28 protein-coding genes are annotated in these 22,135 nt (G+C 65.7%); 13 read left to right on the top strand and 15 right to left on the bottom strand.

What is annotated here, in order from left to right; genetic code table 11:
* The first annotated feature begins 49 nt into the window (after positions 1-49).
* Positions 50-832: a DUF7839 domain-containing protein gene (locus tag EKH81_RS10810; RefSeq protein ID WP_132057472.1), complete on the top strand. Its 783-nt coding sequence runs from the start codon at positions 50-52 to the stop codon at positions 830-832.
* Between the two features lie 6 nt (positions 833-838).
* On the opposite strand, the gene EKH81_RS10815 is transcribed toward EKH81_RS10810, so the two are convergent.
* The gene (locus EKH81_RS10815) at positions 839-1,405 is read right to left on the bottom strand and encodes a J domain-containing protein (protein ID WP_132057760.1); all 567 of its coding nucleotides are present in this window, start codon (positions 1,403-1,405) and stop codon (positions 839-841) included.
* Between the two features lie 149 nt (positions 1,406-1,554).
* On the opposite strand from EKH81_RS10815, the gene EKH81_RS10820 reads away from it, so the two are divergent.
* A complete protein-coding gene (locus EKH81_RS10820) occupies positions 1,555-2,094 on the top strand; it encodes a DUF7344 domain-containing protein (protein WP_132057473.1) in 540 nt (179 codons plus the stop codon).
* A gap of 24 nt (positions 2,095-2,118) precedes the next feature.
* Here EKH81_RS10820 and EKH81_RS10825 read toward each other — a convergent pair whose 3' ends face one another.
* From EKH81_RS10825 to EKH81_RS10845, 5 genes are read right to left on the bottom strand one after another with little or no spacing between them, the layout of a single operon-like run.
* Positions 2,119-2,877 carry a proteasome assembly chaperone family protein gene (locus EKH81_RS10825; protein ID WP_132057474.1) on the bottom strand — a complete coding sequence of 253 codons (759 nt, stop codon included), beginning with the start codon at positions 2,875-2,877 and terminating at the stop codon, positions 2,119-2,121.
* 5 nt (positions 2,878-2,882) lie between these two features.
* A complete protein-coding gene (locus tag EKH81_RS10830; protein WP_132057475.1) occupies positions 2,883-3,065 on the bottom strand; it encodes an RNA-protein complex protein Nop10 in 183 nt (60 codons plus the stop codon).
* Positions 3,066-3,866 carry a translation initiation factor IF-2 subunit alpha gene (locus EKH81_RS10835; protein WP_132057476.1) on the bottom strand — a complete coding sequence of 267 codons (801 nt, stop codon included), beginning with the start codon at positions 3,864-3,866 and terminating at the stop codon, positions 3,066-3,068.
* Complete coding sequence (locus EKH81_RS10840) at positions 3,863-4,036, bottom strand: 30S ribosomal protein S27e (protein ID WP_132057477.1); 174 nt, start codon at positions 4,034-4,036, stop codon at positions 3,863-3,865. Before EKH81_RS10840 ends, EKH81_RS10835 begins: the two co-directional genes overlap by 4 nt.
* Positions 4,037-4,038: 2 nt before the next feature.
* Positions 4,039-4,320, bottom strand: coding sequence for a 50S ribosomal protein L44e (locus tag EKH81_RS10845; protein WP_132057478.1), 282 nt, complete (start codon positions 4,318-4,320; stop codon positions 4,039-4,041).
* Between the two features lie 175 nt (positions 4,321-4,495).
* Here EKH81_RS10845 and EKH81_RS10850 point away from each other — a divergent pair, with 175 nt between their 5' ends.
* The 4 genes from EKH81_RS10850 (at position 4,496) to EKH81_RS10865 (ending at position 7,240) form a co-directional block, all read left to right on the top strand.
* Positions 4,496-5,416 carry a hypothetical protein gene (locus EKH81_RS10850; protein WP_162224602.1) on the top strand — a complete coding sequence of 307 codons (921 nt, stop codon included), beginning with the start codon at positions 4,496-4,498 and terminating at the stop codon, positions 5,414-5,416.
* Entirely contained in the window at positions 5,416-5,820 is a 405-nt protein-coding gene (locus EKH81_RS10855) for a hypothetical protein (RefSeq protein WP_132057480.1), read from the top strand. Before EKH81_RS10850 ends, EKH81_RS10855 begins: the two co-directional genes overlap by 1 nt.
* Before the next feature lie 59 nt (positions 5,821-5,879).
* The gene (locus EKH81_RS10860) at positions 5,880-6,785 is read left to right on the top strand and encodes an alpha/beta hydrolase (protein ID WP_132057481.1); all 906 of its coding nucleotides are present in this window, start codon (positions 5,880-5,882) and stop codon (positions 6,783-6,785) included.
* A 185-nt stretch (positions 6,786-6,970) separates the two neighbouring features.
* Positions 6,971-7,240, top strand: a complete 270-nt coding sequence (locus EKH81_RS10865) for an HAH_0734 family protein (RefSeq protein ID WP_132057482.1) — start codon at positions 6,971-6,973, stop codon at positions 7,238-7,240.
* Between the two features lie 158 nt (positions 7,241-7,398).
* On the opposite strand, the gene EKH81_RS10870 is transcribed toward EKH81_RS10865, so the two are convergent.
* Together EKH81_RS10870 and EKH81_RS10875 are read right to left on the bottom strand one after the other, a co-directional pair.
* On the bottom strand, positions 7,399-8,262 hold the full coding sequence (locus tag EKH81_RS10870; RefSeq protein ID WP_132057483.1) for a coiled-coil protein: 864 nt from the start codon (positions 8,260-8,262) through the stop codon (positions 7,399-7,401).
* Positions 8,263-8,522: 260 nt separating this feature from the next.
* Positions 8,523-10,397 (bottom strand): glycoside hydrolase family 2 protein, encoded by a 1,875-nt coding sequence (locus EKH81_RS10875; RefSeq protein ID WP_132057484.1) that lies wholly within the window; start codon positions 10,395-10,397, stop codon positions 8,523-8,525.
* Between the two features lie 112 nt (positions 10,398-10,509).
* Here EKH81_RS10875 and EKH81_RS19365 point away from each other — a divergent pair, with 112 nt between their 5' ends.
* The 3 genes from EKH81_RS19365 (at position 10,510) to EKH81_RS10885 (ending at position 12,452) form a co-directional block, all read left to right on the top strand.
* Positions 10,510-10,662: a hypothetical protein gene (locus tag EKH81_RS19365; RefSeq protein WP_202935122.1), complete on the top strand. Its 153-nt coding sequence runs from the start codon at positions 10,510-10,512 to the stop codon at positions 10,660-10,662.
* Positions 10,663-11,143: 481 nt separating this feature from the next.
* A complete protein-coding gene (locus tag EKH81_RS10880; protein WP_132057761.1) occupies positions 11,144-11,557 on the top strand; it encodes a DUF371 domain-containing protein in 414 nt (137 codons plus the stop codon).
* A gap of 43 nt (positions 11,558-11,600) precedes the next feature.
* Entirely contained in the window at positions 11,601-12,452 is an 852-nt protein-coding gene (locus EKH81_RS10885; RefSeq protein WP_132057485.1) for an endonuclease III domain-containing protein, read from the top strand.
* Positions 12,453-12,462: 10 nt separating this feature from the next.
* On the opposite strand, the gene EKH81_RS10890 is transcribed toward EKH81_RS10885, so the two are convergent.
* On the bottom strand, positions 12,463-12,825 hold the full coding sequence (locus EKH81_RS10890) for a DUF7344 domain-containing protein (RefSeq protein WP_132057486.1): 363 nt from the start codon (positions 12,823-12,825) through the stop codon (positions 12,463-12,465).
* Between the two features lie 223 nt (positions 12,826-13,048).
* On the opposite strand from EKH81_RS10890, the gene EKH81_RS10895 reads away from it, so the two are divergent.
* The 3 genes from EKH81_RS10895 (at position 13,049) to EKH81_RS10905 (ending at position 16,796) form a co-directional block, all read left to right on the top strand.
* Positions 13,049-14,191 carry a DUF373 family protein gene (locus EKH81_RS10895; RefSeq protein ID WP_132057487.1) on the top strand — a complete coding sequence of 381 codons (1,143 nt, stop codon included), beginning with the start codon at positions 13,049-13,051 and terminating at the stop codon, positions 14,189-14,191.
* 111 nt (positions 14,192-14,302) lie between these two features.
* Positions 14,303-15,031 (top strand): diphthine--ammonia ligase, encoded by a 729-nt coding sequence (locus EKH81_RS10900; RefSeq protein WP_132057488.1) that lies wholly within the window; start codon positions 14,303-14,305, stop codon positions 15,029-15,031.
* Between the two features lie 103 nt (positions 15,032-15,134).
* On the top strand, positions 15,135-16,796 hold the full coding sequence (locus EKH81_RS10905; protein ID WP_132057489.1) for a glycosyl hydrolase family 18 protein: 1,662 nt from the start codon (positions 15,135-15,137) through the stop codon (positions 16,794-16,796).
* Positions 16,797-16,800: 4 nt separating this feature from the next.
* On the opposite strand, the gene EKH81_RS10910 is transcribed toward EKH81_RS10905, so the two are convergent.
* The 3 genes from EKH81_RS10910 to EKH81_RS10920 all read right to left on the bottom strand — a co-directional run bounded on the left by EKH81_RS10910 (position 16,801) and on the right by EKH81_RS10920 (position 20,135).
* Positions 16,801-17,769 (bottom strand): nucleotidyltransferase family protein, encoded by a 969-nt coding sequence (locus EKH81_RS10910; protein ID WP_132057490.1) that lies wholly within the window; start codon positions 17,767-17,769, stop codon positions 16,801-16,803.
* 191 nt (positions 17,770-17,960) lie between these two features.
* On the bottom strand, positions 17,961-18,359 hold the full coding sequence (locus EKH81_RS10915) for a DUF7344 domain-containing protein (protein WP_132057491.1): 399 nt from the start codon (positions 18,357-18,359) through the stop codon (positions 17,961-17,963).
* Positions 18,360-18,419: 60 nt separating this feature from the next.
* Positions 18,420-20,135 carry a bacterio-opsin activator domain-containing protein gene (locus EKH81_RS10920; protein ID WP_132057492.1) on the bottom strand — a complete coding sequence of 572 codons (1,716 nt, stop codon included), beginning with the start codon at positions 20,133-20,135 and terminating at the stop codon, positions 18,420-18,422.
* 82 nt (positions 20,136-20,217) lie between these two features.
* On the opposite strand from EKH81_RS10920, the gene EKH81_RS10925 reads away from it, so the two are divergent.
* Positions 20,218-20,514 (top strand): transcriptional regulator, encoded by a 297-nt coding sequence (locus EKH81_RS10925; protein WP_132057493.1) that lies wholly within the window; start codon positions 20,218-20,220, stop codon positions 20,512-20,514.
* Between the two features lie 57 nt (positions 20,515-20,571).
* Here EKH81_RS10925 and EKH81_RS10930 read toward each other — a convergent pair whose 3' ends face one another.
* The 3 genes from EKH81_RS10930 to EKH81_RS10940 form a co-directional block, all read right to left on the bottom strand.
* Entirely contained in the window at positions 20,572-21,318 is a 747-nt protein-coding gene (locus EKH81_RS10930; RefSeq protein ID WP_132057494.1) for a proteasome assembly chaperone family protein, read from the bottom strand.
* Between the two features lie 86 nt (positions 21,319-21,404).
* Positions 21,405-21,764, bottom strand: a complete 360-nt coding sequence (locus tag EKH81_RS10935; protein WP_132057495.1) for a hypothetical protein — start codon at positions 21,762-21,764, stop codon at positions 21,405-21,407.
* 51 nt (positions 21,765-21,815) lie between these two features.
* The gene (locus EKH81_RS10940) at positions 21,816-22,079 is read right to left on the bottom strand and encodes a hypothetical protein (RefSeq protein WP_132057496.1); all 264 of its coding nucleotides are present in this window, start codon (positions 22,077-22,079) and stop codon (positions 21,816-21,818) included.
* Between the last annotated feature and the right edge of the window lie 56 nt (positions 22,080-22,135).

The raw sequence follows: 22,135 nt of genomic DNA on the forward strand, positions 1-22,135 counted from the left end.
CCCCCCCCCCCCGCCGGGGTTTTTACCGCGCGCCCCGACACGTTTCGACATGGCCGACGTTCTGGAGAACAAACGCGCCGCCACGCGGTTTCGAATCCTCGCCGAAATCGCGGAGCGCCAGCCTGCAGTGAGTCAGGGCGAAATCGCCGATGCGGTCGGAGTGACGAGCCAAGCCGTCAGCGAGTACATCCGCGCGCTGGTCGAGGACGGACTGGTCGAGAAGGAGGGCCGTTCCCGGTACAGCATCACGAAGGAGGGCGTCGATTGGCTCCTCCAGTCCGCGGTGGACGTGCGCCGGTTCGCCGACCACGTGACCGACGACATCCTCGGGAGCGTCCAGGAGGAGGCCGCCATCGCCACCGCGGACGTATCCGAGGGCGAGGCCGTGACCCTCACGCTGAAGGCCGGTCTCCTCCATGCGACCCCGGGCGAGGAGGGTCCCGCGACCGGCGTGGCGACCACCGACGCAGAGGCCGGAGCGGACGTGGGCGTGACCGGATTCGAGGGCATCATCGACTTCGACCCCGGAACCGTCACCGTGTTTCAGGTCCCGCCGGTCCGGTCGGGCGGTGCGAGCGAGGCCGACGCCGACGCGCTCGCGTCGGCGTGCGCGGCGGCCGATATCGTGGCGGCCACCGGGGTCGAGGCGGTGGTGGCGCTCCGGCGAATCGACCGCGAACCCGCGACGACGTTCGCGGCGGGCGAGATGTCGGCCGCCGCGGCCGACCGGGGACTCGACGTGGTGGTCGTCGCCACCGCCGACATCGTGGGTCGCGTGACCGACGCGCTCCGGGACGGGAACGTCGCCTACGAAGTGAGCGACCTGAGCTAGTCCGTTTCAGTTGGCCCGCTTCCTCGCGGTGGTGTACGCTTCCCTGACCTGCTGGAAGTCCTCGCGGTCGCCGCCGTGGTCGGGGTGGACCTCCTTGACCTTCCGGCGGTACGCGCGCTTGATTTCCGGGAGAGTCGCGCCCCGCGAAATTCCCAGAATCGCGAACGCGGCCTCGGTCGGGTCCACTCGGTCTCTCTCGTCGTCCACGTCGGGCGTCTCGAACGGGAGGCGGTCGCCGAGGTGGACGCCCGGCATCTCGTGTTCGACGAGGACGGCGCTCGTCGGCGATTGCTCGATTCGAAAGTACGCTCTGGCGTCGAAGGTAATCGCCACGTCGCGTTCGGGGAGGTAGAACGCGACGTGCTGGCCCTCCACGAAGTGGTCCTCGGCGAACGCCTCGCCGATGTCCGTGAGATACTGGCGAATCTCGATACGGCGACGCCCCTCCCCGGAGGCCTGCGTCGTCCGCGACTGCGGTGTCGGATACAACCGCGCGCCGACTGCGAAAATCGCACCGATGAGAACCCCGACCGCGGCCGACAACCACAGACCGAGGACCAGCCATTCGGGCAGCACACCCCGGTGTACGAACCGTACGGTAAAGAACCCCTCGACAGGTATTTTTTACCTATAAATTATAGTTGAAATAATAGCAACATTAATGGTCGCTGGCCGAAATGAATTGAACGGTATATGTCAGGTCGAGATTGTCGCCCCGAAAAATGACAGTACAGGACCAAGATTCGGACCCCGACCGGGAACTCGAACCCAGCGAGATACACAACGTCCTCCGGAACGACCGGCGGCGACGCGCGCTCCAGCACCTTCGGAACACCGACGGCGCGCTGTCGGTGGACACGCTGGCCGAGCACATCGCGACGGTCGAGACCGGCGAATCTCCGCCGCCCCGTGACGTGCGCAAGAGCGTGTACGTATCACTTCATCAGACGCATCTTCCGAAGCTACACGAACTCGAAATCGTCGAGTACGACCAGCGCGAACAGCAACTCGAACTTCGCGACCGCGCCGAAGAAATCGAGGTGTACATGGAGGTCGTTCCGGAGGGTGACATCTCGTGGTCGACGTACTATCTGGGCGTCGGCGTGCTGGGTCTGGTCACGCTGTCGGCGGTCCGGTTCGAACTCCTTTTTGTCTCGTCGTTCGGTATCGAGTTTTGGGCGTGGTACTTTTTAGTGCTGTTCTCGCTGTCGGCGACGTATCACGCCTACAGCGAGCGCAAACGTCGGGTGTTGGGGTCGTAGCGCGACTCCGAAAAACCGCGTCTCTCAGCCGATGTACCGCAGTTCCTCGTCGGTCGCCATTCCCGACTGCTGGCTCTCCATCTCCTGAATTTTGCCCACCACGTCCTCCATCTCGTCGGCGCGCTCTTCGAGCGCGTCGAACTCGACGTCGAAGCCCAGCGCGTCTTCGAGGACTTCGAGGACGGCACGGGCGCTCTTGGGGTCCACGAGGTAGCCGCTGGTCTCGCCCATCAGGCAGGCCGCTCGCACCCCGCGGCGCTCGCCGAGACCGAGCAGGAGACCGCTGGTGCCGACGATGCCGCCCGCGGGTTCGTCCTCGCGGAACTCGACGCCGACTTCCTCCAGTTCATCGACGAACTCGGTGTCGGTCGCCGCGCCGAGGACCGAGTACTCGTCGATGAGTTCGCCGGTCGGCACGCCGCCGAGCGCGTAGATGGCTTGCGCGCCGAACGCCTCGGCCACGTCGAGGAAGGCGTCGGTCAGCCGGTAGTGGCCCGCGTTGTCGTTGGCCTGATGGTCGCCGGTCAGCACCAGCAGGTCGCGGTCTTCGAGTTCGACGGCGTGAATCTCCGCACACACGAGTTCGGTGGTGCCGTCGTCGCCCACGGTAATCTGAGGCGGGAAGTGTTCGGAGTACACCCGCCGGACGACTTCGCTCTCTTTCTCTTCGAGAAGGTGTTCGGCCGCGAGTTTCCCGACGTGACCGACGCCCGGAAGTCCCTCCACGAGGACGGGGTCGCGGAGTTCGGGGTCGGCGACGACCTCGATGTCCAGTTCGTCCATGTGGCTTACTCGCGGGCGCGCCGCTTAAGTGCCCGTCGGTACTCTCCGTGGGGGTCCTCGGGGTTGAACGGTGCGGGCGCGCTGTTTTCGGCGTCGGCTCCGCAGTCGGGACAGGTCGAAGACAGCGTGTACACCGGGCGGTCGTGTTCGGCCTTCCACGCCGAACACACCAAAATATCGGATTTCATCTACTCGTCGTCGGTCTGGCGCTCGCGGTGGAACGACGCGGTGCCGCCGGTTGCCTCGATGGCCGACTCGGCGCGGGCCGCGCTCTCTTCGAGTTGGGCCTCGGCGGTCTTGTAGTTGGGCGCTTTCACGCGGATGCGGTACTCGGGCGCGCCCACGTAGGTCACTTCGAGGTCGATTTCGTCGGGGATGTCGCCGTTCCCTTCGGCGGCTTGGAGCGCCTCCTTCACGTCATCCACGCCGCCGGGTGACGCGCTTTCGAGGTCGACGTACCCCGTGACGGTGACGTACGGCACCGAGACGTTCTCTCGGGCGGTCTCGACGATGCGCTCGCTCTCGTCGTCGGTGAGGTCGGTCCCGTCGAGCGCCTCGGAGCCGTGGATGGCGGCCTGTTCGAACCCCTCGTAGAGGCTGCCGAACGCGCCGATGAGCTCGTTGGCGACCGAGGCGTACTTGTCGTCGTCCACGTCCTCGCCGAACGCCAGCGTCATCCAGTTGTCGGCCTTCTGCTCGTTCTTCCAGTCCTGAATCTTGTCGGAGCGCTGGTGGTCGTTGACGTCCTTGTACGAGAGGTCTATCTGCTGGGCGCTCTCGTCCACGTCGAGGACCTTGCAGACGACGGTCTGGCCCTCGCTGACGTGGTCGCGGACGTTCTTAATCCACCCGCTCGCGACCTCGCTGACGTGGATAAGCCCGCGCTTGTCCTCGTACTCCGAGAGGTCGACGAACACACCGAAGTCCTCGATTTCGTCCACTTTCCCGACGACGAGTTCGCCGGGTTCGGGCCATCCACTGTATTTCATCGGGCTTGAACGGTTTCGGTCACTTCGCCTTCGATGTCGGCTTTCCCGCCGGTCGGTCGGGCGAGCGTCGCGCCGCAGACCGCGCATGCGACCTCGGTCGCGGCCTTCTCGAAGACGGTCTGTTCGTTGTCACAGTCCGGACACTGAACGGTGAAGAAATTTCCTGCCATGTTTACTCCTGGAACTCCAGTCGGCCAGCGCGCCATCCCTCGCGGAGGTGGGCCTTGCCGCACTCGCTGCATCGGTACTTGAGGTTGGTCTTCTTGGTCGGTTTGTCCCCGCCGGGCACCTTCGAGAACCGACCGCGGTTGCCGATACCCTTGCTCCCCTCGCGCTGCTTGCGCTGGTCCCACTTCATGCCGGTCGAGCGTCCGGTTCGGACCTTCTCGACTTCGTGTTGCTCGTGGGCTTTGCAGTGGGGGCAGTACGTGTTGAAACGTCGTGGCATCTGCATAGATATCTACCTTGGCGTGGTGTAGGGCGACGGGCCTTAAAACCCGTTTGGTTCACGACGGTACCGAGTCGGGGGACTCGTCTCTCCGACCCGGACCCGTCGGCGCGAAACGGTTCGTCTCGCCACCGGCGTTCACTTTTACTTTCACTACGCGTGGAACGATTTTAATACGCCGATGGACGAACGATTCGATACGACCGCGGACCGGGCGCTCGTGGTGGTGTCGCACCGGCCCGTGGTCTTGGAGGAGACCATGCACGCTCGATGCTCGAACGAACCAGACCGTCACGAAACGAGACGAGACCGGCCAACGCCTCGGGGAGGAGGCGCGACCGGCGTCGTCGAACTCCTGGCCGACGCGCCCTCGGGCGCGCCGGTCCAGCGCGTCCGAAACTACCATCTCACGAACCGCGAGGCGGTTCCCCGACCAGCGGACTTCCTGACCGCGATGGAGCACACCGGCGGTGCGCTGTGTGTCAGGTGGGCCGGACCGCCGGGAGACTGCTTCGTCCGGTACGCCGACCCCGGGTGGGAGCGCACCGAACACGACCGATTCCGCGGGCGAACGCGAGTCGAGCGCGTCGAAGCCGACCGAGTTCGGTCGTGGCTTCGAGACAGTCGCCCCGAACTGGTCGCGTACGGCGACGCTCGCGGGTCGTTCGACGCGTCCGGGCAACCTCGCGCGCGTCCGGACCCGCGACCGAACGAGTCCGCCGCGACCGGCGCGCCGGGCGCGGCGGACGGCGGGATGGCGACCGAGACCGTCGTCCGAGTCCGACGGCCCGCCGACCTGTGCGCCGACGACGCGCTCGACGCCGCCGACGCCGAGGCTGTCGCCGCCGCGCTTCCGACCCGTCCCGACCGACTCGCGTTCTGGCTCCCGCTCGCGCTGGCCGAGGAAAGCGTCCTCGTCCCGACCGCCGGGAGCGACCGCGTGTTCGTCGCCGAACCCGTCCCCGACCGAGACACCGACCGCGCCCGGTACGTCCGGCAGGGTCGGCGCGGCGGGTGGATTCCGAAGACCGAGGCCAGAGTGTACGAACTGGCCGCGCGTGCGCCCGAGAACGCGGCCGAGGAGCGCCGCGAGTCCGCATAATGCCGGTCCAGCATCGCTTCGAGTGTGTCGCCTGCGGCCACCGAATCCGGGCCACCGGCGAGGATAGCGACGCGGCCCGCCAGCGCGCCCGCGAGCGCGGGGTCACCCACGTCAACGACGTCCACGCCGACCGCCTCGCGAACTCGACTCGGTGGCCCGACCGCCTCGCGCCCGGCGACCTGCTCTCGGGTGACGCGACCTACGGCACGCTCCACGGTTGGCTCGCGCCCGCCGACGACCTGCTGGTATGTGCCGACTGCGGCTACTACTTCGGTCGGGTCGAGTCGGCCGACGACCGCACGCCGGTCGGCGAGGCCGGACTGGTGTGTTCGACCTGCTACGAGCGTCGAGTAGACGACCGCGCCGATTCGGTCGCCCGCGCCATCGACACTTTCCTTCGATAGTGTGCATTAATTTATTTTTAGAACAATATTTAAGTTAAAATAGTGCGTACGTACACGAGATGCCACTCAACCGACGGCAGTTTCTGAAGCACAGTGTGACGACCACCGCGGGTGCGGTCGCGCTCGCGAGTGCGACGGGGACGGCGGCGGCTTCCGACGTGCCCCTGCTCTCGACGCGCGACCACTTCGACGACGACGCGAACCTCGTCTCGGGCGAGGGGACGTTCAGCTACGACACCAGCGGCGGCGTTCCCGGCGTCGATACCGGGTGTGTCGGCGACGTCACCGTGTTCGCCCACGGGTGGGACAAAAAGAGCGGCGACGACGACGCCGAGCAGGGCGCTCACGACAAGATTTCGCTCGCGGAGAGCCAACTCACCGCCAACGGCTACGGCGGGACGGTCGTCGGCTACACGTGGGACTCCGACAAGGGCGGCGGCATCGACTACGGTTGGGGCACGGCGAAGGAAATCGCCCAGCAGAACGGGGCGAAACTGGCGCAGTTCGCGGTCGATTTCAAACAGCAGTGTCCGAACGCGCAACTCCGATTCGTCTGTCACTCGCTCGGCGCGCAGGTCGTGTTGAGCGCGCTCCGGTCGCTCGACGCCTCCTCGTGGTGGAACGACCAGGGTCACGACGTGTACTCGACGCACTTCCTCGGCGCGGCTCAGGACAACGAAGCGCCGACGACCGAGTGGATGGACACCTACGACGCCATCTCGAACCAGACGACCGCGGCGTTCAATTACCACAGCCACGACGACGACGTGCTGTCGTGGGTGTACAACACCATCGAGTTCGACCAGGCGCTCGGCGAGACCGGCTACGAATCGGGCAACACTCCCGCGCCCAACTACGTCGAGAACGACGTGACCTCGGAAGTCGGCACCGACCACTCGGGATACCTCGACAACGTCTCCGGCGACGTGGTCGCCCACATGTCGAACGTTCCGTCCTACGTCTGATAGTGATTGCTGTGATTCTGTACCGGTAGGTAGTCACAGATTGACGGATTCACCCCTCGACACCCCGGAATTTCTGGAGAGTGCTAGAATACTCACAGCAATCACTATGAGGCTCCACCGGGCGTCGAACCCCGCCGCTACCCGTTCCCGAAGCGCTTTTACCCGGTCCTTCCGAACTCACGCGCATGAAGCGACTCATCATCCACGGCGACCCGGGTATCCGGAAGAACGCCATCATCGAGTACGACGGCGACGAGCGCGTCTGCTTCTCGATTAGCCGACAGGGCGACTGGCACGGTCCCGACGACCCTCAGTTGTGGTGTGTCATCGGAACCGAGGACGAGCGCGAGGACTTCGCGAAGCGAACCTACGTCCCCCATTGGCTCGAAACCGAGTCCATCGACGCCGAGGCGGTCGAAATCATCAAGCGCGCCGACGAAGTCGCGGTGTCGTAACTCCGTTCTCTCCGCTTCAAGCCGCTCTCCGTTCGAGTCGCTCCGCTGTCGTCTCCTTCTCGCCCAGTCGGTGACTCGCGCCGACAGAAATCGTACATCGCGTTCAGCGCCGACTGCCGTCAGTCGCCGAGAACAGAATCCGTCGCAGAGTTACAGAATTACAGCAGACCCGTCTTCTGGAGCTTCATGAGGTCCTCGGTGTCGAGGGTCTCGCCCTCCTTGAACTGCTGGTAGATCTCCTCGGCTTCCTCTTTGGCCTCCTCGCGCTGCTTTTCCTTCTCGGACTTGCGCTCTTTCTCCTCCTTCTTGTCGAGTTCGCGCAGGCGCTTCTGGACGCGGACGAAGTCCTCGTGGTGCTGGTCGGCGGCCTCCTGGGCCTCCACGAAGCTCTCGTGCATCTCGTCGGCCTCGTCGCGGATGTCGTCGGCCTCCCGATAGGCCTCTATCATGTCGTTGTGGTGCTCTTGGGCCTTGTCGGCGAGTTCGGTCACCTTCTCGTGGTGACGGGAGGCTTCGGCGCGGACCTCCTCGGCTTCCTCGACGAGTCCTTCGAGGTCCTCGCTGTCGTTGAGCTTGTCCTTGCGCTGCTGGTACTCCTCGCGCTTGGCCTCGATTTTCTCGATGAGTTCGCGCTCGTCTTCGGTCGAGAGGACCTCGGTCTGCTGTTTGAACTCGAGGTCTTCGATTTCACTCTCGAGCTCTTCGAGGTCCTTTCCCTCGCCGAGTTCGAGGTCGGACTTCTTCTGCTCGACCTTGTCGAACAGCTCGTTGGCCTTCGCGTTCAGCTCGTTGCGCTTCTCTTTGTGCTCCTGAACCTGCTCGTTCAGCTCGTCGCGCTTCTCGCGGTGTTCCTGGGCCTCGTCGACCTTCTCTCGGGTCTTGGCGTTCAGGTCGTCGCGGTTCGACGCGCGCTTGCTGGCCTTCTGGTTCAGCTCGTTTCGTCGGTCTCGGAGCTGTCCCGCGAGTTTGATTAGTTCGCCTTTCGACTTGTTCTGGAGTTCCTCTTCTGTTACACTTACCATGCTTAGTTAAACCTCGATTCCATGCCCGCCACGGCGTCCGGGAGCCGAGTCCCGAAAGCAGACGCTGGTCGGCAACTCGTAATCGACCGGTGACAATAGTCCCTTGTCATTTGTCGCACGATGCTCGCCGAACGCCTGTGGCGTTCTGGTACCTGCAATTATTCGCCGCGGATATTTAAATGTTTTGTTCGGTTAACGCGTGGAACCGGTTCACACGGCTTCTACCTCCCGTGTAAAGGATTCCCACACTTCAGCAGGGGTTATAAAGGATACTCGTTCGAGACCGACCCGTCGGCCCACTCGAACGCGAGTTCGACCGATTCGGCGTCGTCCGGAACTCGGAGCGTTCCGGCGGTCTCCCGTCCGAAGGCCCCGACCGACACGTCCGCACCGCCGTTCCGGTCGCCCGCGGTCCACGAGATGGTGCCCGACACCGACTCCGGCGTGTCGTCCACCACGACTAGCTCTCTGCTCGTCCCGACTTCGGGGTACGCGTCGAGGACGACCTGCACGGGTTCGAGAGAGGCCGCGACGGCATCGTAGCCCAATTTCTCGGTTCCGTCGGCCGCCAGCACGCCCATGCCAGCGCCCGCGTCGGTGTCTCGGAGCGCGTCGGCGACCAGCACTTCGGTCCCCTTCCTTCGGAGGGTCTCGGTCACCGTCTTGAGGACGCGGGCCTGATACGCCTGGGAGGTCTCGACTTCGCTCGCTCCGTCTCCGCCACCGGTCGAGACGTTCGCGTCGTGAGCTATCGCGTCGAATCCGGCGACTGCTTCGGGATTCTCGACCGCGAGCGCGCCCGCGCCGAAGCCGCCGACCACGCCCGTCGAGTCGTAGCGGTCGAGGAGCCATTCGGCGTCTCCGGCGGTTCCGTAGTCCCACCCGGGGTAGAGGTGAGACGCGTCGGCGTCGATTCCGGGCGCTCCCGAGACGGGGACTACGAGCGCGTCGTCGGGCAAGGCTTCGGCGACTTTCTGGTCGGTCCCGTCGTCGTAGTTCGCACGCCACGCGCGCCACCGAACCTTGTACCGGGCGAGACGCGAGGGACCGATTCCAGCGAGGTGGTCGGTCGGGTCGGCGTGGACGCCGAAGGCGGCCACGCAGGGGTGGCGCTCGATTTCCGAGGCGAGCGCCCCGGCGAGTGCGGTCGCGCGGTCGGTGTCGTACTCGCCCGGTCCGACCACCGGGAGGTCCTGCCAGACCAGCACGCCCGCGTCGGCCGCGGCCTCGTAGAATGCGGGGGACGGGACGTGGCCGTACGCCCGGACGACGTTCGCGTTCGCGTTGCCCGCCCGCTCTACGTCCCACGTCGGGTCGCCGGTGGGCAACAGCGAGAAGCCGCGGGCCGGGACGCGCTGGCCGTTGACGACGAGACCGTTGTCCGTGTCGGCGACCTCGCAGATGCCCGTTTCGACGACTCGCTCGGAGTCGCCGAGTTTCGCCCGAACGGCGTACTTGTGCTGGGGACCGTCGCCAGCGGGCCACCAGTAGGCGGGGTCCCGGAGTTCGAGCGTCTTCTCGACTACGACGCGCTCGCCGCTCTCGGCGTCCACGCGAGCGCGCTCCATCACGCCGCCCCCACGAAACCCCTGTGGACGGACCGAAAAGGAGATGCGCTCGTCCACGTCCGCACCCGCCTCGACCGCGAGTTTCGCGTCGATGACCGCGCCGTCGTCGGTCGTCCGCGGGGTCAGCGACAGGGTGTCGAGGAACGTCTCGGGGTGGGTTTCGAGGTCCGCGTCCCACCAGATACCGGGGACCGCGCGCTCGTCGGGGACACGGTCGGTGGCGTAGACGCCGCCGAAGCGGTCGGGACCGCGACACTCGACTACCAGTTCGTTTTCGGCTTCGAGGTCGAGTTCGTACCGGGCGGGGACGAAGTAGGCGTCGTGGTCGCCCAACAGGTCGCCGTTGAGCCAGATTCGCGCGCGGGCGAACAGCCCTCGGAGTTCGAGCGTGGCGCGTTCGTCGTCGTCTCGGGGGTCCGAAAACCGGGTCCGGTAGGCTACCACGTCCGCGCCAGCGAACCGCTCGGGGCGACCCGGGACCTCGACCGGGTGCCAGTCGTCGGGGGAGGGAGGTTCGTCCCCCGCGGGCGAGTCCACCACTGCGCCCGTCCAGTCGGTCAGAGACATACTGAGCCAACTACACCCCGGCGTGATATGTTTTGCGTCCCGCCGGGAACCACTTTCACTTTCACCCCGCCCTTGGCTCAATTTAAGTAGGATGGCGGGACCAACCTCGCGTATGCTCGAAGACCTGCGATGTGTCTGTGACGCCCCGGGGTGCAAGCGCGCTCTCGGCGAGACGCAGTTGATGCTTCGAATGGAGACGCCCGCGGGCGAGCGACGCGCCTACGAGTGCGCCTGCGGCGCGGTCACGGTGACGGTGGTCCGGTAAGCGCGCTCGACGGGTCGGCGGTTTCGCGCTCGGTGACACAAACCACGGGAAACGGCCGGTGACACAATCTCCGGAAACAGCAGACTGACCAAACCACAGATTACGGCCGACCGACCAATCTACCGTGGGTGGGAATGAAAGGGGCCGCCCGGTCGCGCTTGCATGGTCGCTTGCTCGGCCACTATCTCGGCCGGGTGTTGCTGAGAGGCCGAGATATGCCGAGCAACGACCGCGACCGGGCGGGGGCTTTCGGTGCGTTCTCTGTGGTTGGTTTCGTTGTTCGTAGCGACCGGGCGGGGGCTTTCTGGCTGTTGTTGGTACTGGGTCTTTTGCGGTTTGTAGCGATTGGGCGAGGTTGCTAGCTACCTTCGGTTCTATTTGTTACTGTTCGCAACAACCACCTTTCCAAACATGCTCCGACATTTTCGAAAGGCGACCCTGAAGTGGCCCCCACCCCGAACCCACGCGTATGACCGAATCCATAAAAGAGATAATCCACGCACGCGGTCACGAGAACGTCTCGGCCGCCCACGCCAGCACCTTCGAGGTCACGACCGACGACTACCTCACGCCAGCGGGCGACTGCATCCTCGCCGTTGAGGCCGACCGTGCGCCCGCCGACTTCGACCCCGATTTCGTCGCGGCGTGCCAGAACGGCGATGCGACCATCACCGCCGCGTTCGAGGCCGACGGCCACCGCGAGACCGTGACCGGGCGCGGCGACCCCGACCTCACCTTCGAGAGCGACCGGAGTGCGGTCGGCCGGACGAGCGACTACGTGGACGACCGGACGATTCTGCTCGGCGCAGAGTTCGCCGCGGAGGGGTTCGACCGCGACCTCGTGGCGGCGCTCGCGGAGGGTGCAGACCTGACGGTGACGCTGACCGTCGAGTAGCCCGCGAGTAAGCTTTACTCCGGTCGCGCCCTCACCGATTGTCATGGACGACCCCGAACCCGCCGAGAACATCAGCGGCGGCACCTCCGCGCCGAGCGCGTTCGCCGAGTTCACGTCGGGCGAACCGGCCACCCGTGCCGAGGCGGTCGTGGACCGCCTCGGCGACCGCTACTGGCAGAAGACGTACGGCGGGCAGGACGCCTTCGAGTGTCTGGTCCGTACGGTCCTGAGCCAGAACACCAGCGACGTGGCGAGTCAGCCAGCACACGACGCGCTGATGGACCGATACGGTGGCGAGGACGCCGACTCCGGCGGCGAGGATACCGACTCCGGTGGCGGGACCGAGCGCGACCTCGCGGTCGCGCTCGCGGGCGCGGACCACAACGAACTCGCCGACACCATCCGGCCCGCGGGTCTCTACAATCAGAAGACGACCGTGCTGATGACCGTCGCCGAGCGAGTCCTCGACGGCCACGGGAGCGCCGAGGCGTTCGACCGGTTCGTTCGCGAGGGCGACCCCGCCGAGGTCCGCGACTCCCTGCTCGACCTGAAGGGCGTCGGGCCGAAGACCGCCGACTGCGTGCTGTTGTTCGCGGGCGGCCAGTCGGGCGTCTTCCCGGTCGATACCCACGTCCACCGAATCTTCCGGCGACTCGGCATCGCGCCCGCCGACGCCGACCACGAGGAAGTCCGGGCCGTGCTGGAGCGCGACGTCCCGGCCGGAAAATGCGGTTTTGGGCATACAGCGACGATTCAGTTCGGTCGGGAGTACTGCACCGCGAGAAAGCCCGCGTGTCTGGACGGCGTCGAGGGGTGCCCGATGTCGGACCTCTGCGACCGCGTGGGCGTGGACGTAGAATCTGGTACCGTCACGGACCCCGCAGACGCAGACTGAAAAACGGGTCTTACTGCAAGTCGTCTCCTACGACCAATTTCAGAAACGGCGCGAGCAGGTCGTCGCCGCAGTCCCGAAGTTCGACCGTCTCCCGGTCGGGGTCGTACCGGACGACGCCGGTGTCGGCCAGCAGGGGCAGGTGGCGGTGGTGGAGGTCGCCCCGAATGTCGCGGTGCTGGTCGGCGGTCGCGGTCCGCTCCCAGAGCGCAATCTGGTCGGCGAGGTCGTCGAGACTGGTGGCCCCGACGGTGGTCGCGAGGTAGTGGAATGCGTAGCGCCGACGGTCGTTCGCGAGCAGTTCGAAGACGGTCGTCGGCGAAAGCTCGCAAGCGTCGATTTCGTGCGTGCCGGAGTTCCTGATATCCGTTCTCATGTTCGTCTCCGTACTCCGCCAATGCGATGCGCACCGACTCGCCTCTCGCTTCGACTTCGGCGGAGTACGGTCGTGTCCCCACAGGAAGAGTATTTAAATTTTCTGTAATTGTTGAACCTCCGTCTCGCGGCGAAGCGCGACCCAACGACTCGGCTAATCCGGTGACGGAGCGGGGTGGCACGAGGGTTTTTAACCCCCGACCGTCTGGATTCGGATACGCGACATGAGTACGCTGGTGGTGTGCGTCGATAGGGACGACGACATCGGTACCAAGACGGGCCTCGAAACCCCCGTCGAGGGGTGGGAGGCGGTCCGGTCGCTGGTGACCGAGGTCGGACTCGCCGACCCCGAAGACGCCAGCGTCAACTGTCTGCTCGAATCCCTGCGCGTGGCCCGTGACCTGCGCGACGGCGACGAGGAAGTGACCGTCGCGGTCATCTCGGGCGCGGCCGACACGATGGTCGGCCGCGACCGCGCGGTCGCCGACCAGACCGACCGGCTAATCGCGGAGTACGACCCCGACTCGGCGATAGTGGTCATCGACAGCGCGCAGGACGAGCGACTGGTCCCAATCATCGAGAGCCGAGTGCAGGTCGATGCGGTGGACCGCGTGGTGGTCCGGCAGGCCCGCGACATCGAATCCACCTACTACCTCATCAAGCAGTTCCTCGCCGACGAGGAACTGCGTCAGACCGTCCTCGTCCCGGTCGGGGTCGCGCTCCTCGCGTTCCCAATCCTGCTGATGGCGTTCGGGCAGGCCATCGCGGTCTCGACGATTACGGCGGTCATCGGACTGTTCGTTCTCTACAAGGGACTCGGCGTGGACGAGTACGTGGCCGACCTCCCTGGCGAGGTCAGGGACGCGCTCTACTCGGGGCGGGTCTCTATCGTGACCTACGTGGTCGCGGCCGGTCTCGCGCTCGTCGGAGTGTTCGCGGGGGCCCTCGAAGTATCGGAGATGTCCATCCCGGTCGAGGGCGTGTTGATGCCCGCGATGGCGTTCGCGTTCGCGAGCGTGCCGTGGCTGGCGGCCGCCGCGATGGCGGCCTCGACCGGCCGACTTTTGGACGAGGCCATCCGAAACGACCGGGTCCGAAACGCCTACCTGAACCTCCCGTTCGGCGTCCTCGCGGTCGGACTGGTGGTCCGGGGGTTCTCGGCGTACTTCCTCCAGCGCGAGGGGTATCTCGACCCGATACTGATTCCGCGAATCGAGGTCGGCAATCTCTCGGTGCAGAACATGGAACTGCTCCCCGGCACGCGACTCGCGGTGTTCGTGGTCGCTGGCGTCGTGGTGAGCCTGCTCGGCGTTCGGCTCTCGTCGTACGTCACCGGCACGACGTTCGAAGACGAACTCCCGGAGTGACCGGAGTTCGAAGCGCGGACGGACTCCCGAGGCGACGCCGAACCTCGGAGCAACGCCGAACGCCCGAGCGAGACCGCGGAGCATTTATCCGCCGCCCCCTGATTCGCGGGCATGACCGACCACTCCGGCCGGTGGGTGAGCCTCTTTTCGGGCGGCAAGGACTCGTCGTGGGCGCTGTATCGCGCCCTCGAATCGGGTCTCGACGTGGCCCGACTCGTCACCGTCCACCCCGAAGGCGACTCGTATATGTACCACGTTCCGGCGACCGAACTCGCGGGCCTCGCGGCCGAGAGCGTCGGTATCGAACTCGTGGAGGTCGAACCCGACGACTTCGAGGCCGAGTCGGCCGACGAATCGGGCGCGCAGGGCGACGCCGAACTCCGTCCGCTCGAAGCCGCGCTCGGAGAAGTGGACGCCGACCTCCCTGGCGGCCTCGCGGGCGTGACCGCGGGCGCGGTCGAGAGCGAGTACCAGACCTCGCGCATCGAGGCGATGTGCGACCGACTCGACGCCGACCTGTTCGCGCCCCTCTGGCAGGAAGACCCCCGGGAACTCGCCGACGCGATGCTCGACGCGGGCTTCGAAATCAGCATCGTCCGGGTCGCGGCGTACGGTCTCGACGAGTCGTGGCTCGGCCGCACCCTCGATGCCGAGGCGCTCGCTGAACTCGAAGCGCTCAACGAGAGCCACGGCGTCCACATTCTCGGCGAGGGCGGGGAGTTCGAGACGCTCGTGACCGACGGGCCGCACATGGACCGTGCCATCGAATTGGAATACGGTACCGAGTGGGACGGGTCGCGGGGAACGATTCGCGTCGAAGACGCTCGATTGGTCGAATAGGTCAAATTCACCGCGAGATATAGATTATTCGGGAATCTATAAATCAACTCTAGTATCATAGGTAAGAATTTTATTTAGCCTGCTATCCTTGGTAACCGCACCCATGTCAGATAACGACGAGCAAACGTCGGGTGACACACTTTCGACGCCGCGAGCGAACGCATCGGACCGACCGACAGACGCATCGAGACGAACGGGCGCGTCGAGACGGACGTTCCTCAAGGGAACTGGCGCGCTGGCGGCCGTCGGAGCCTTCGGGTCGTTCGGAGCGCAGGCCCACGGCGAGTACCCGAATCGGGTCGTGGGCTACTACCCCTCGTGGGCGAGCGACTACGGTCCCGAGGACGTACCGTTCGACCAGCTCACGCACTTCAACTTCGCCTTCCTCGAACCCGAATCCGACGGGACCGTCGTCCTGAGCGACCCCGACGACGACGACCTGCTTCAAGAACTGGCCGATTACGACGACGAGGAAACGGTGTTTCAGCTCGCCATCAGCGGCGGGTGGTACCCACAGGAGTTCTCCGACGCGGCGGCCACCGAGGAGAACCGCAAGCGATTCGCCCGGACTGCGGTGGACCACGTGGAGACGTACGGCTTCGACGGTCTCGACATCGACTGGGAGTTCCCGGACGGGACGACCCGCGAGTCCGACCCCGAGAACTTCACGCTCCTGCTGGAGGAGATTCGCAACGAACTCGACGACCGATTCGGCTCGTGGACCCACCTGACCATCGCGGCCTCACCCAACGCCAACATCGCCGACGACGCCTACGAGGTGGAAACCATCAGCGACTACCTCGACCACGTCAACGTGATGACGTACGACTACCACGGCGACTGGAGTTCCGAGACCAACTTCAACGCGCCGTTCGACTCCCCGCCGGAGGACCCCAACGGTCGGGAGGACTTCAACGCCAGCCACTCGATGAACCACTGGGCCGACAAGCCGATTTCGAACGACAAGCTCGTGATGGGCCTGCCGTTCTACGGCCGGTCGTACTCGGGCGTCGCCGACACCAACGAGGGCCTGTTCAATTCGTTCGACTCCTCGACCTCCGCGACGTACGCGGACATCAGCCAGAACATCGAACCCCAGTCGGACTACGAGTACCACTGGCACCACGACGCGAAGGTGCCGTGGGTGTACTCCGCGGCCGACGAGACCTTCGTCGCCTACGACGACGAGGCCTCGATTTCGAACAAGTGCCGCTTCGTCACCGACAACGGCTTTGGCGGCGTCATGTGCTGGGAACTCTCCCAAGACTCGACCAACACCCTCATCGCCCGAATGCACGACGAGATGCACGGCGACTACTCGAACACGAAGTTCCGGCTGCAGGACCACACGGTCACGACCGGCGACCACTGGGTCCGAGACGGTCCCGGCACGTCGAGCGAACACATCGACACCGCGCCCGAAGGTACGACGGGGACCGTCCTCGACGGTCCGGTCGAGAGCGACGGCTACGCGTGGTACCGAATCTCGTACGACGACGGGATTTCGGACGGCTGGTCGGCCGCGAACGCGCTGGAAGCCGCCGCGTTCGACGCCGACCACCCGGCGGTCACGAACGCCGACCTCTGGGTCCGAGACGGTCCCGGAACGTCGAACGAGCACATCGACACCGCACCCGAGGGAACCGGCGGAACCGTTCTCGACGGCCCGGTCGAGAGCGACGGCTACACCTGGTGGCGGGTGGACTACGACGACGGCGTCTCGACCGGGTGGTCGGCGGGCGAGTATCTCGACCAGTCGTACTGAGTCGTCACTCGCCGTTCAGAATCTGGGTGTGCGCGCCGATGAGCGCGCCCGCGAGGTCCATATTTTCGACGTGCGTCTTCTCGTCGATGATGGAGTCGCGGATGTCGCAGTCCCGGATGGTCGCGTGCGGGAAGACGATGGAGTTGTTGACGCTGGAGTTCACCAACTCCGCCCCGGGCATGACGTGGACGTTCTCGCCGACGGTGGTGTTCTCGACCGTGGCGTCGTCTGCGATGCGGTTCTCGCCGTCGAGTTTCCACCCGACCGCCTCCAGATAGCTCTCGGGCGTGCCGATGTCGAACCACGCCTCGTCGAATGTGTAGGCGTACACCGACTCGCGCGACTGGAGCCACTGGACGAACCAGCCGGGTTCGTCGGGGTTGTTGCCGCTTTCGAGGTACTCGTCGAGCAGGGGAATCGTCTCGGCGGTGTAGGCGTAGCACGCGATGGAGACCAGCGTGCTCTTGGGGTCGTCGGGCTTCTCTTGGAAGTCCACGACCTCGTCATCGTCGAGTTCGACCAGTCCGTAGGATTTGGCGCGTTCCCGAGACCCCACGTCGTAGGCCGCGAGCGTCGGCGAGTCCTTCGTTTCGAAGAAGTCGATGAAGTCGCTGACGCCGAAGCTGATGAGATTGTCGCCCGCGATGACGAGCGTGTCGTCGGTGACGTTCTCGCGGTCGAACAGTTGGGCCAGCGCACCCACCACGCCGAACTTCTCGTCTTCCTCGGTGGTGTCCTCGACGGTGAGCGTGGGCTTGTCGAACTCGCTCGCGGCGAGGTGGTCGCGGAAGTCCTCGGCGAACCGCTCGTTGGTCGAGACGAACACCTCGTCGATTCGGTCGTCGGCCTCCAACTCGGCGAAAATCTGGTCGATGACGGTCGAGTCGCCGACCGGGAGGAACATCTTCGGGCGATGTTTGGTTATCGGCCAGAGCCGCGTCGCGTACCCGCCCGCAAGAACGACGGCTTTCATGCCACGGGAATCGACCCCCCGCGGTAAGTCCTTTTTCATTTACCGATTTCGAACGGCCGAGTGCCCCGCGTTTCGAGTGTCCCCTCACTCGGCATGCGGCCCATCGCTGTCGGGCATGCGACCCCACGTCGCCCGGCACGCGACTCCACCGTTGTCCGGCATACGACCCACCGTTTTCCGACGCGCCGAAGCTACTGGCGGATGGACCGTATCCACTCGGTGACGGCCGGGCCGCCTCGGTACCGAACCGTCTCGCTTCGGGCGTCGTACTCGACGAAGCCGTGGTCGTCGAGTTTCGGAAGGTGGACGTGGTGGAGTCGCACCGCCAGTCGCTCGCGGTCCTCGTCGCGTGTGCCCTCGCCGAGGACGTGGCGGATGAGGTTCGAAAACGTCGCGATGCCGTCGTCGGTCTCCACGAGGTGCGTGAGAACGAGTCGGCGCTGACGGCTGGCGAGACACTCGAACAGCGCGTCGAGTTCGGTTGCCGTCATCGAATAGTCGTCGGCGAGCGTCACCGCTTCGTCGGCCGCTGTCCCGTCTCCCCCGTGCGTTCCCCCTCGTCCGTCCGTCGGTGCTTGTTCCTCGCTCATCGTTGCGCCCCGTCGATACGTAGTTCCGAACCCACGGCAAAGAACAGTGACCCTAAACACCTAGGGACGATTTCGGTCGCGGTCGAAGAACGTGGTCAGGAGCTCGCGCTGGGCCGCGCGGAGATGCTCGTGGAGGGTCGGAGACGCGATGTCGAGCGACTCGGCGATTTCCTCGGCGGTGCTGTCGCGGGGCCACTCGTAGTAGCCCGAGAAGTACGACGCCCGGAGCGCGGTCCGCTGGGCGTCGGTGAGGCGGTCGGTCAGTTCCTGTCGGAACTCGTGGGCCGTCTGGACCTCGCGCTCGCGCTCGTGCTTGGCCGCGAGTTCGACCCCCGGAAACACCGACTGGACGTGTTCCACCACTTCTCGCACGTCGGCGTCCGTCGGGAGTTCCGCCACGATTCGGCCCTCACCGTTCGAAGCGACCGCCTCGACGGTGTTCGCGCCGTACTCCGAGAGGGTGAGAACGACCGACGACCCCGACAACGCGAACTCGATGAGCGCTCGGTCGCAGTGTTCGCTCACGACCCGAACGTCCTCGACAGCGTCCCACTCGGCCGCGAAGTCGAGGACCGATTGCGCGTCCGCGTCCGACACCGAATCGTAACGCAGGAGACTTCCGTCCGGTCCCACCGCCACGCCTTCGAGCCGGGAGGGACACCCTAACTCCTCGGACGCCGCGATGTAGAACGAGTTGGAGTCCGCCAGTCGAAACTCCAACTCGGTTATCGTATCGGAGAGCGCAAGCTGGCGGTGTTTGACCGCGTTGATGGCGAAGCCGATGACCTCGCCGAGGAGTTCGAACGCGTCGGTCTCGCGCTCGCTGAACGCCGAACACCGGTCGGACCCGACCGCGAGGACGCCGTAGGTGGCGTTGCCGTACTGGATGGGGACCGCGATACCCGACCGGAGTCCGGAGTCGAGGAGCGCCGTCCGGCGCTCCTCGGGGAGCGAATCGTCGGCCGCGGCGTTCGGAACGACCACCGTCTCGCCGGTGTGGTACGCCCTCGGAACGGGTTCGTCGCTCTCCGAACTCGGGTCGGCAATCGAGATGGTCTTCCGGAGGTCTCCTGAGAGTTCCGAGCCGATGGCGTACCGTTGTTCGGTCGCCGACGAGTCGGGATGGCCGACCCACGCCACCTGATACAGCTCCGACCCCACGAGGCGGTCGCAGACCGCCTGCTCTATCTCCTCGCGGTTCGGCTCGGCGATGAGTTCGCGGATGACCTCGCGGGCGACCTCGTTGATTCGATTCACCGTGGCGAGTTCGTCGCGCTGGGATTCGAGCGTTCGCTCGCGCACCTTTCGGTCGGTCACGTCCCGACAGACGGTGACTGTCCCTGCGAGGTCGCCGTCGGGCGCGTAGTACGGCGTCCGAGTCGATTCGAACACGCGCTCGCCGTCGGCGACTTCGAGCGTCTCCTCGCACGTGTGAGTCCGCTCGGTCTCCCGGACCGCGCGCTCGCGTCGGCGAATCTCGGCTCCCGTCTCCTCGCCGAACAGTTCCTCGTCGGTCTCGCCGACGACCGCCTCCTTGTCCCGGCCGAGGTACTCGGCGGTCGCTTCGTTGACGAACTGGTAGCGACCCTCGCGGTCCTTGACCATGATGGCGTCCGTACTGCTCTCGATGATGGCGGTGAGCTGTTGGACCTGCCGCCGGAGCGCCTCGGTGTCGAGGCCGGAATCGGGGCTGGGACCTGTGTCGGAGTCGGCGTTAGAGCCGCCTTCGGCGTCGGACTCGACGCCGAAGGCGGCCTGAGAATCGTCCGTCTTCACGGGTGGTGATTGCTATTCTCACCCACACGTAAAAGTTCGCCGGTGAGAAAGGGTTATGTCCGACGAAAAGCGACTCATCACTATGCGCGAGGCCGACGAAACCACCCGCGAGCGCATCGCCGACCACCTCCGAGACACCGCCGCCTCCCCGGCCGCGCTTGCCGCCGAGTTCGACGTGACGCCGGGAACCGCGGTCGAACACGTCCGACACGTCGCCCGGTCGCTGTCGGACGCCGACGACCAACTGCTGGTCGCGCCGCCGGAGTGTCGCGACTGCGGCTTCGACCGATTCGACGACCCCGCGAACCGGCCGTCGCGGTGCCCCGACTGCAAGAGCGAGTCGGTGGCCGACCCCGAATTTCGAATCGCGGACGCGTAGGCTCTCGCGGCGAAGCCGACGCCGCGAGCAACGGCCCGCTACTGGAATATCCGGACGCTACTGGAACATCCGAAGCGGCTGGGCCTGCGAACTCTCGTCGGGTTCGGCCTCCTGCATGCGCTGGGCCAACTGCTCTTTCTGCTCGCTGATGTCCTCTGCGCGCTCCACGAGGTCGGTCGTGTTCACTTCGGCGCCGGTCAGCGGCGCGACTCCGTGTTCGATGAGGATTCGCGCGGCCTCTGGGTCGGGGAACTGCGGGTCGCTCTGGACGACCAGCCCCACGGCGTCGACGCCGCGGGCGCTGGCCTCGTAGAGGAGCGCACCTGTAGGACCGCTAATCGCCCCGCGCTCGCTCGGCGCGTCGATGCCCTGTTCGTCGAGTCGCTCGCCTCCGGTCCCGGTGGCGACCCCGTAGAGCGACGGAATCTGGTCGGCTTCCTTCTGGTGGGGAAGCCCGCTCATGTAAATCGGCGTGGCGTCGTTGTCGGCGAGCCACTCGGTGACGCAGGCCGCGAAGTCCGACGCCGCCGACGCCGACACCGGCACGTCGCTCTGGAGGACGAGCAGGTCGCGCTCGGCGTCGGCGTAGAGCCGAACCGGGGGCCGGACGTCGCGGCTCCCACCCTCGTACACCGAAATCTGGGGGAGACCGTCGCAGTCGAGGCTCGCGTAGTAGGTCATGTCGAACACCTCGACCAACTGGTCGGCCGCGAGTTTGCCGACCAGTCCGACGCCCGGCAGTCCCTCGACCATCGTCGGTCGGTCCAACTCCACGTCGTCTGCGTGTACGGTGACGCGCGCCATACCCGATATTGTATCAGCGAGCGCATAAAGACCGGGGGCGGCGTCTCGGGAGGTTCGTCGCTCGCCGATGCGTCTCGAACGGTCGGTCACCGCTCGTTGATTGGTTCGCGGGTCTCGCAGTGCGGGCACCTGTTCCGACGGCGGCCGAGTTCCCGACCGCAGACTCGACAGGTGACTCCTTCGTCCGGAATACCCGTCTCGACTCCGTTCGCGCCGCCCCGGAGCGACCACCCGGCTCGGACCGCCAGCACCGCTCCGACGACGACTACGCCGCCTGCGATGAGAGGTGCGTAGGGCGTGGTTCCGGTCCGAATCGCCGCGGCCGATTCGTGGAGGGCGTCACCGCCGAACACCCCGGTACCCGGCACGGCGACGATTGCGACGAACAGCAACACTCGAACAATCGTCCGGTCGCTCGGTCCGTCGCGTCCGCGCCGTGCGCTCATATGCGCGCCGACACACGACAAATATAAAACAATTACGTTGCGGCGATTCGGCTACTCCTCGGCCTCGGAGTCGGACGTGTACGCGAGTTCGAGTCGAAGCCTCGCGGTACAGGAGATTTTCTCCACGTCGAAATCGACGCCTTCGACCTGCTCGTCGAGGTAGCCGTTACACCGGCCGTGCTGGACGACGTTCTCGATGGTCGCCGGGGACCCGCACTCCGGGCAGTCGAGGTAGTGGCTCCCCTGGCTCTCGTGGAGCGTGTCTGGTCCGAGTTCCATGCGTGCGGCCTCCTCCCAGTCCATGTCGTTGTCCATGAAACGAACGTCGGCGGCCGAACGGGTAACGCCTGCGGCCGACTTCCGAAACCCAC

This window comes from Halorussus amylolyticus, from assembly GCF_004143485.2.
GTDB lineage: Archaea > Halobacteriota > Halobacteria > Halobacteriales > Haladaptataceae > Halorussus > Halorussus amylolyticus.

What these genes read in the sequence shown, in the direction of transcription:
- EKH81_RS10810 (WP_132057472.1), top strand. Translation starts at nt 50, where the DNA reads ATGGCCGACGTTCTGGAGAACAAACGCGCCGCCACGCGGTTTCGAATC.
- EKH81_RS10820 (WP_132057473.1), top strand. Translation starts at nt 1,555, where the DNA reads ATGACAGTACAGGACCAAGATTCGGACCCCGACCGGGAACTCGAACCC.
- EKH81_RS10825 (WP_132057474.1), bottom strand. Translation starts at nt 2,877, where the DNA reads ATGGACGAACTGGACATCGAGGTCGTCGCCGACCCCGAACTCCGCGAC.
- EKH81_RS10830 (WP_132057475.1), bottom strand. Translation starts at nt 3,065, where the DNA reads ATGAAATCCGATATTTTGGTGTGTTCGGCGTGGAAGGCCGAACACGAC.
- EKH81_RS10835 (WP_132057476.1), bottom strand. Translation starts at nt 3,866, where the DNA reads ATGAAATACAGTGGATGGCCCGAACCCGGCGAACTCGTCGTCGGGAAA.
- EKH81_RS10840 (WP_132057477.1), bottom strand. Translation starts at nt 4,036, where the DNA reads ATGGCAGGAAATTTCTTCACCGTTCAGTGTCCGGACTGTGACAACGAA.
- EKH81_RS10845 (WP_132057478.1), bottom strand. Translation starts at nt 4,320, where the DNA reads ATGCAGATGCCACGACGTTTCAACACGTACTGCCCCCACTGCAAAGCC.
- EKH81_RS10850 (WP_162224602.1), top strand. Translation starts at nt 4,496, where the DNA reads ATGGACGAACGATTCGATACGACCGCGGACCGGGCGCTCGTGGTGGTG.
- EKH81_RS10855 (WP_132057480.1), top strand. Translation starts at nt 5,416, where the DNA reads ATGCCGGTCCAGCATCGCTTCGAGTGTGTCGCCTGCGGCCACCGAATC.
- EKH81_RS10860 (WP_132057481.1), top strand. Translation starts at nt 5,880, where the DNA reads ATGCCACTCAACCGACGGCAGTTTCTGAAGCACAGTGTGACGACCACC.
- EKH81_RS10865 (WP_132057482.1), top strand. Translation starts at nt 6,971, where the DNA reads ATGAAGCGACTCATCATCCACGGCGACCCGGGTATCCGGAAGAACGCC.
- EKH81_RS10870 (WP_132057483.1), bottom strand. Translation starts at nt 8,262, where the DNA reads ATGGTAAGTGTAACAGAAGAGGAACTCCAGAACAAGTCGAAAGGCGAA.
- EKH81_RS10875 (WP_132057484.1), bottom strand. Translation starts at nt 10,397, where the DNA reads ATGTCTCTGACCGACTGGACGGGCGCAGTGGTGGACTCGCCCGCGGGG.
- EKH81_RS19365 (WP_202935122.1), top strand. Translation starts at nt 10,510, where the DNA reads ATGCTCGAAGACCTGCGATGTGTCTGTGACGCCCCGGGGTGCAAGCGC.
- EKH81_RS10885 (WP_132057485.1), top strand. Translation starts at nt 11,601, where the DNA reads ATGGACGACCCCGAACCCGCCGAGAACATCAGCGGCGGCACCTCCGCG.
- EKH81_RS10890 (WP_132057486.1), bottom strand. Translation starts at nt 12,825, where the DNA reads ATGAGAACGGATATCAGGAACTCCGGCACGCACGAAATCGACGCTTGC.
- EKH81_RS10895 (WP_132057487.1), top strand. Translation starts at nt 13,049, where the DNA reads ATGAGTACGCTGGTGGTGTGCGTCGATAGGGACGACGACATCGGTACC.
- EKH81_RS10900 (WP_132057488.1), top strand. Translation starts at nt 14,303, where the DNA reads ATGACCGACCACTCCGGCCGGTGGGTGAGCCTCTTTTCGGGCGGCAAG.
- EKH81_RS10905 (WP_132057489.1), top strand. Translation starts at nt 15,135, where the DNA reads ATGTCAGATAACGACGAGCAAACGTCGGGTGACACACTTTCGACGCCG.
- EKH81_RS10910 (WP_132057490.1), bottom strand. Translation starts at nt 17,769, where the DNA reads ATGAAAGCCGTCGTTCTTGCGGGCGGGTACGCGACGCGGCTCTGGCCG.
- EKH81_RS10915 (WP_132057491.1), bottom strand. Translation starts at nt 18,359, where the DNA reads ATGAGCGAGGAACAAGCACCGACGGACGGACGAGGGGGAACGCACGGG.
- EKH81_RS10925 (WP_132057493.1), top strand. Translation starts at nt 20,218, where the DNA reads ATGCGCGAGGCCGACGAAACCACCCGCGAGCGCATCGCCGACCACCTC.
- EKH81_RS10930 (WP_132057494.1), bottom strand. Translation starts at nt 21,318, where the DNA reads ATGGCGCGCGTCACCGTACACGCAGACGACGTGGAGTTGGACCGACCG.
- EKH81_RS10935 (WP_132057495.1), bottom strand. Translation starts at nt 21,764, where the DNA reads ATGAGCGCACGGCGCGGACGCGACGGACCGAGCGACCGGACGATTGTT.
- EKH81_RS10940 (WP_132057496.1), bottom strand. Translation starts at nt 22,079, where the DNA reads ATGGACAACGACATGGACTGGGAGGAGGCCGCACGCATGGAACTCGGA.